Source organism: Candidatus Poribacteria bacterium (genome assembly GCA_021295715.1).
GTDB lineage: Bacteria > Poribacteria > WGA-4E > WGA-4E > WGA-3G > WGA-3G.
In genome coordinates, this window is sequence record JAGWBV010000128.1 from 1 (window position 1) to 7,016 (window position 7,016).

General features: G+C 45.3%; 4 protein-coding genes. All 4 read left to right on the plus strand.

The genetic code is table 11. The annotated features are described in order from the left end of the window. Nucleotides 1–372 precede the first annotated feature (372 nt). Nucleotides 373–2,556, plus strand: a complete 2,184-nt coding sequence (locus J4G07_21210; protein MCE2416506.1) for a hypothetical protein — start codon at nt 373–375, stop codon at nt 2,554–2,556. An 805-nt stretch (nt 2,557–3,361) separates the two neighbouring features. Further along, the gene (locus J4G07_21215) at nt 3,362–4,531 is read left to right on the plus strand and encodes a hypothetical protein (protein ID MCE2416507.1); all 1,170 of its coding nucleotides are present in this window, start codon (nt 3,362–3,364) and stop codon (nt 4,529–4,531) included. Between the two features lie 541 nt (nt 4,532–5,072). Next, nucleotides 5,073–5,807, plus strand: coding sequence for a phytanoyl-CoA dioxygenase family protein (locus J4G07_21220; protein MCE2416508.1), 735 nt, complete (start codon nt 5,073–5,075; stop codon nt 5,805–5,807). 267 nt (nt 5,808–6,074) lie between these two features. Further along, nucleotides 6,075–6,830 (plus strand): phytanoyl-CoA dioxygenase family protein, encoded by a 756-nt coding sequence (locus tag J4G07_21225; protein MCE2416509.1) that lies wholly within the window; start codon nt 6,075–6,077, stop codon nt 6,828–6,830. The last annotated feature ends 186 nt before the right edge of the window (nt 6,831–7,016 follow it).

Here is a 7,016-nt window from a genome sequence, read left to right on the forward strand (position 1 = left end):
CAAAAAACATTCTCGAACTCGCTTGGGACGTAATAGCACCTTGGCTTGGTTACTAATATATCCAGCCTTAACTGGTATTTATGTTACACAAAACAACCCTGAATGAATATGAGACAACTTTTCGACAAGCTATATTTTGCACAAACTGAGAACGATGTTGATAAAACCATCAATGCCCACCCGGACATTTTCAAACCTGAAAATTGGTCTCCACTTGGTGGTAACGAAAACAATTTTGGTGTTATCGAAAACCAGCAGTCAACCCCGATTGCTGCACTGATTGAAAAAATCACAAACTCAATTGATGCTGTTTTAATGAAGAAATGTTTGCAAGCAGGCATCGACCCCAAATCCAACCAAGCCCCTCACTCGATGGAAGAAGCCAGAACGAACTTCTTCCCAAACCATGGGCACTGGGATTTACCAACATTCAGAAATCAGCAAGCCGAGAGTATCCAAATCCTCGCTGATGGACCGCGCCGTAAGACCTCTCTAATTATTTATGATGATGGCGAAGGACAACATCCTGAAGAATTCGAGAACACCTTCCTCTCATTACTGCGAGGGAATAAGAATGAAATCCACTTTGTCCAAGGCAGATACAATATGGGTGGTAGTGGAGCCATTGTATTTTGTGGCAAAAAGCGATACCAGTTAATCGGTTCAAAGCGTTACGATAACACTGGAAAATTCGGTTTCACGTTGATTAGAGAACACCCTTTGAGTGAGGCAGAAGCAGGAACGAAAAAGAATACATGGTACGAATACCTAAAGATTGATGGAAAAATCCCTGCCTTTGAAGCAGGCAAACAAAATTTAGGTCTGTATAATAGACCTTTTACGACTGGAACCATCATCAAACTCTACTCTTACCATCTTGCCGGGATTTCAGATATTTCAAGAGATTTGAACCTGAGTATCAACGAATACCTGTTTGAACCTGTTTTGCCCGTTTATACGATTGAAAAAGAGGAACGTTATCCCAAGAGCTCCTTGCGAAGGGGTTTATACGGACTAAAACGCAGATTAGAACAGGATGATAATAAGTACGTTGAAGAATCTTTTTCTGAAGAATTTGATGACGCACTGTTTGGCGAAATGAAAGTGACGTGTTATGTTTTCAAGACGAAAATAGATGACAGATCCGTCAAAGAAACCAAGGAAACAATTCAACGAGAGTTTTTCAAAAACAGAATGTCTGTGCTCTTTTCGGTTAATGGGCAAACACATGGACACTATACATCCGAATTCATAACTCGATCATTAAAATTGAATCTACTCAAAGAACATCTCCTAATTCACGTTGATTGCACCAACATGGAATATGATTTCCGCAAAGAATTATTCATGGCATCTCGAGACCGGTTAAAGGATGGTGAAGAAACGAGATCGTTAAGGAAATTTCTGGCAGAAAAACTTGGTGCAAGAGGTGGTCGTTTGTGGGAAATCCAAAAACGGCGAAAGGATTCAATTGCCGTTGAAAGTGAGGATGCAAAAGGCTTACTCAAATCTTTCGCACGGAATTTCACACGCAATGAAGAGTTGTTAAAGTTGTTAGAGCAAACTTTAAATTTAGACTTGCCACCTAAAGACAAACAAAACAGAAACACTGACAACTCAACCAAGAAAAAACAGCGTAAAGAGGAACAGGAACCCTTTAATCCGCAACGATTTCCCGCACTTTTCAAACGCCGCCATGGAAAAAAAGACAAAGAAGTAGTGACGATACCGCTTGGTGGGGAAAAAACAATTTTCTTTGACACGGATGTTGAAAACAACTATTTTGACCGTATTGAAAGTCCTGGCGAATTGAACATAGCCATCCTTGACTACAAAACAAATGAGACTGACGGTGGAAATGCTCCAGGAAAAGTTGAGCGGATTGAAGATGTATTTAATGCGCGGAAAAGCAGTCCTCAAGATGGAACAATCAAAATTCACTTCAGTCCCAAAAAAGAAGTAAGTGTCGGAGATGAAGCAAAAATCAAGGTTAGCTTAGAAGGTCCAACTGGGGAGTTTGAGGAAATATTTTGGGTGAAAGTAAGTGAACCGAAGGCACCTTCGCAGCCCTCACCGAAACCTGAAAACAAGGAAATCCCAGCCTTAGGGTTGCCAGAGTTAATATTTGCTTACCAAAAAGAAAAACCAAATAGAAATGGTGAAATCACTTGGGAGCAGGTTGAAGAAGCAACAAGTGAGGAAATGAATCACGCTACCGTGATGTACCCTATGGTGAATGGTGAAAAGTTAGAAAGCGTTTATATCAATATGGATAGTACTGTTTTAAAGAATTTCAGATCGAAAACCAGAAATGCCAGTCAGGAGCAATTAGAGATAGTTGATAAAAGGTACATCGCTTCTGTGTATTCTCACACATTGTTTCTGTACTCAATTACGAAGGCGTATAAATACGAGGTAGTTCAAGAAGAAAATAATGGTATGAATTCCAATTCTGTTGAATTAGGCACTTATCTAAAAACTTTGTTCGACAGTTATTACGCAGAATTCCTACTCAGTTTCGGCTTCGATGAAATCATGCAATTACTGGAAGACTAATTTCCAAAGCACCAACACCGTTCTCGCACCAGCAAAATAAGCATTGCAGCCACCGGGCAATGTTCACATTTTTCAGATTCCACCATAAATTTCTCTACCTAAATTTTCAATATTTCCCTTGACCTTTTGTTTTATATATTGTTATACTTATAGTATGTTATGTTTATAGACAAAAGAAAACCAATAACCGTCGCAACTAAAAATGTTACACTTTCCGCCAAATTATTTTTTTCCGTAACAGAGACTTACAAATAAACGCATCTGAAGCCTTACAGCTACAGACATGCCGCCCCGATGGGGCTTGGGAATAGAACTGATCGCGTTGCTACAGACATGCCGCCCCGATGGGGCTTGGGAAATAGGGATAATCACGTTGCTATAGACATGCCGCCCCGCTGGGGCTTGGGAATAGAGATGATCGCGTTCCTACAGACATGTTGAAGAAATCCACAGAAACCTCCAAGCAAATACCTCAAGCAAACTTCCGCTGGGGCTTTGGAATAAGCAATTCGTGATTTTTTATTCCCTAATCGCTGACGAAAACCTGAAGAAATCTAAAACGCGATGAAAATAATCGTCCTTATTTGAAAGCGGCAACTTGGGTTAAGACTATAGTAAGAGCGCAATAATGCACGTCGCATTTGGGCGAGTACGCCGCAGAATTGCGCTACTACGAACCGGCTTTTCGTTAATGAGAAGTATTTATTCAGAAATGGTATAACAATTGACACCCGTTCGTCGGATATGTTATCATTTCCACACTCACGGAAACCACCGACATCCAAAGAAGAAAAATCTATTGAACATGAGAGATCAACGCACGCTTTTCGATCTTACACAGGATGGCTTGGTCATCGGTAAAAAGATTCAGGGAATCTATCCCGAATTCGATGTGTCCGCTTTCGTTTCGGATGTCCGGACGGAGATGGAGGGGCAGACGATCTATAACGTGACGACTGCTATCGGGCGCATCCTGCGTCAGCATCTACCAAAGGACTATTCCGATGCTCTCGCTATTTTGATGGCGTTTGTCGAGGCAGAGGCTCCACCGGAACCGATGCGACACCCGATTCCGAAAGTCGAGACGCGTCTGCGACCGATTGCGCATTTCGTCAGTCTGTACGGACTGGAAGATTTCGATGCCTCGTTGGATGCTTTCTACGAACTCTCAAAACATCGGTGTACCCGTGGTGGTGAGATTCGTGCGTTTATCATCAAAGATCCGAATCGGTGCTTTGAACGTTTCAGTGAATGGGTCACGGACGAAAACGCCAATCTCCGTCTGTTTGTGGCGGCATCGCTCTGCACACGTGGCACGTGGCAAAAATGGCTGCGTCCGTTTCTCCAAGATCCACAACCGATCTTGGCACTTCTGGAAACACTCAAAGACGACGCAGACGCGCGTGTGCGGGAACAGGTCGCGACGGATATGCGCGACATCGTCAAGGATTACCCAGAGGCTGGTTACGCCACATTGGAACGGTGGTGTCAGGATGGACGCTCGGAGACAAAAAAGATCCTTCGGCAAGCACTCAAATATCAGGTGAAGATTGGGGACGCACGCGCCTTTAAGCTCCTCGGTATGGGAGCCGTTCCGAAATTAGGTAAAGCGAACATCACGCTCACCGAACTGAAACCTGAACGTCAAATCCTCCCTATCAACGAGGCGTTCCGCTTCTCATTCAGTCTACAGAGCGCATCGGATGCGCCGCAAACGATTCTTACCTATTATGTAGTCGCTTACAAACGTCCATCAGGACACATCACGCGGAAAAGTTATCGTCTCAGTCAGAGGAAATTGAAACCGAGGCAGCGCGTCGATTACGAGAAACAGCTCTTTCCGTTGCCCTCGCTCAAACAGCATCACGACGGAAAGGCGTGTCTCGGTTGGCACCGTTTCGAGGTGGAAGTGAACGGTGATGTGCTTGGTGGTTTCGATTTTGAAGTGACGGCACCGAAAGATCGGAAAAAATGAATTTTACGAAATATTTCGGTAATGCTATAATAACGCGAGTTGCTACCGAAGAAAGTTATAGATATTCAAGGCAATTTGGAGAAGTGAAAATAACGCCTCTTGTTTCAAAGTAGCAATATGATTATTGGCGAAGGAGTTTCTACATAGTCAAGGCACCCATAACCTAAAGGTTAGAGCTTCTGCTTCGTAGCAGTTCGCGTTTTCGAGAAAACGTCTTACATCTGCTCCACAGAGGGATCCAGGCAGCCCTCTCAACCGAAGTTGACTTTTGTTTTTGAGAGTGCGTTTTTAGCGGATCGGGGCTTTTACCTCCTCGTATCCATTACAGTCAAGTTGTCCTCCACCAGCGTTATCTGTTTCTTTTCCGTATTGTGCTGTAGCTTTACACAAGTCGCACACGGGGATAGCGAACAGCAGCCTAACTTGCAACCTTACACTACAAGGTATATTGTCGTATTTTTGATAACTTTTGTCAAGAGAAAATATAGGAGGCGGGCATTCCTCCCCTACATAAATGCGGGGGTCTCCTGCCCGAAGATTGATGACTGGTGAAGAAAAATTTCAGGTAGACCTTGAAGGCTACCTCGTCATAAAGAACGTTCTGACCGACGATGAAGTCGCTGAGATGAATGACATTATCGACAGTGGCGACCGCCAAGGCGCACCCAGTCTCTGGGGTGAACCGTTTAAGCGGCTCATCGATCACCCGAAAATTCTGCCCTATCTCATTGAACTCCTCGGACCGCATGTCCGACTCGACCACGACTACTCCCTCTTCATGGAAAAAGGGCAAGGACGTGGTGGACTGCACGGCGGTGAGGATGGTGGACGTGCGGGTGGAAACGTCGGCGATCACTGGTACAAATACCGCGATGGGATCATGCGAAATGGTCTGTCCGTGATGACTTATAATCTGGCAGCTGCGCCCGCAGGGGCAGGTGGGTTCGCTTGTATTCCCGGCAGCCATAAAAGCAACTTTGCACCGGAGATCCCGCAAGAAGTTCGCCGATTCGAGCGTCCGGCACACTACGTCGTCCAGCCATCTGCCGAAGCGGGAGATGTAATCTTTTTCACGGAAGCACTCATCCACGGGACGATGCCGTGGACAGCAGATCACGAGCGGCGGGCACTGCTCTATAAATACAGTCCGGGACATTCGGCGTGGGCGAGCAACTATTACGATCTCAGCAAATACGGCGAATTGAGTGAGCAGCAGAAACGGTTGCTAATGCCACCCTCAATCGGTAGACGTCCCCGCGTGATAGAAGAAGATTGAAGAAATCGGGGGCAGTTAGATGAAGATTAAGTATTTAATCGGGGAATGTCGGTATCCATTGTCTGAATCAGGATTTACGGGATTCAAGGATTTACAAGAGTATCGAGCCTGCTCGAGTAAAAACTGTCTTTTATAGAATTACCCAAATATTTTATTGAACTTCATGAAATCGCCTCTACCCATCTTTGCCCAAAAAGAGTTGGGTTTCAGTGCGTTCTACCCAACCTACAAACTGACAACCGACGGCTGACGAAGGAGTTGCTAGACATGACTGGTGAAGAAAAATTTGCGGTAGACCTTGAAGGCTACCTCGTCATAAAGAACGTCTTGACTGAAGATGAAGTCGCTGAGATGAATGCGTTTATCGATAGAGAATCCAGCGATAGTTTGAGAGAACACGGCGATAGAGTGTCGAGTCTGTGGGGTGAACCTTTTAAGGGTCTGATTGACCATCCGAAAATTCTCCCGTATCTCCTCGACTTATTAGGTCCGCATGTCCGTTTAGACCACGATTATGCTATCTTTATGGATGAAGGGCAAGAAGGGGGTAGATTGCACGGTGGTGAAGATGGTGGTGGTCCTGGCGGTCCTGAGGCGGATCACTGGTACAAATACCGCGATGGTGTTATGCGGAACGGATTGTCTGTGATGAGCTACAATCTGGCGGATGCGCCGGAAGGTGCGGGTGGATTCGCCTGTATTCCCGGCAGCCATAAGAGCAATTTCTTGCAGGAATTGCCGTCAGATGTGCGGCATTTTGAGCGTCCTGCGCACTACGTTGTGCAACCGGCTGTTGAAGCGGGAGATGTGTTGTTTTTCACAGAAGCCCTTGTTCATGGGACGATGCCGTGGCGGGCAAAACATCAACGCCGGTCATTGCTCTATAAATACAGTCCCGGACACTCCGCATGGTCAGGAGAATATCACGATCTCAGCAAATACGGCGAACTCACCGAACAACAGAAACGGATGCTGTTGGCACCTTCGATCGGCAACCGTCCTTACGTCATAGACGAGAATTGAAGTTTTCAGGTTTTCTGTGTAAAATCCGGCGCAGTTTCAAACAGAGCCTACTTTTCTGGGGCGTGACGGTTATTTTTTCTTAAATTGATACTTATGGTACACCGCAAAACCGCACCATAAGCGTCAATTTAGCGATTGTTGACGGTATTTGGGTGCTGCGTCTTTACAAATGCCGCCCCTACGGGG

Coding starts and splice junctions, on each gene's coding strand:
- J4G07_21210 (MCE2416506.1), top strand. CDS start 373: ATGGAAGAAGCCAGAACGAACTTCTTCCCAAACCATGGGCACTGGGAT.
- J4G07_21215 (MCE2416507.1), top strand. CDS start 3,362: ATGAGAGATCAACGCACGCTTTTCGATCTTACACAGGATGGCTTGGTC.
- J4G07_21220 (MCE2416508.1), top strand. CDS start 5,073: ATGACTGGTGAAGAAAAATTTCAGGTAGACCTTGAAGGCTACCTCGTC.
- J4G07_21225 (MCE2416509.1), top strand. CDS start 6,075: ATGACTGGTGAAGAAAAATTTGCGGTAGACCTTGAAGGCTACCTCGTC.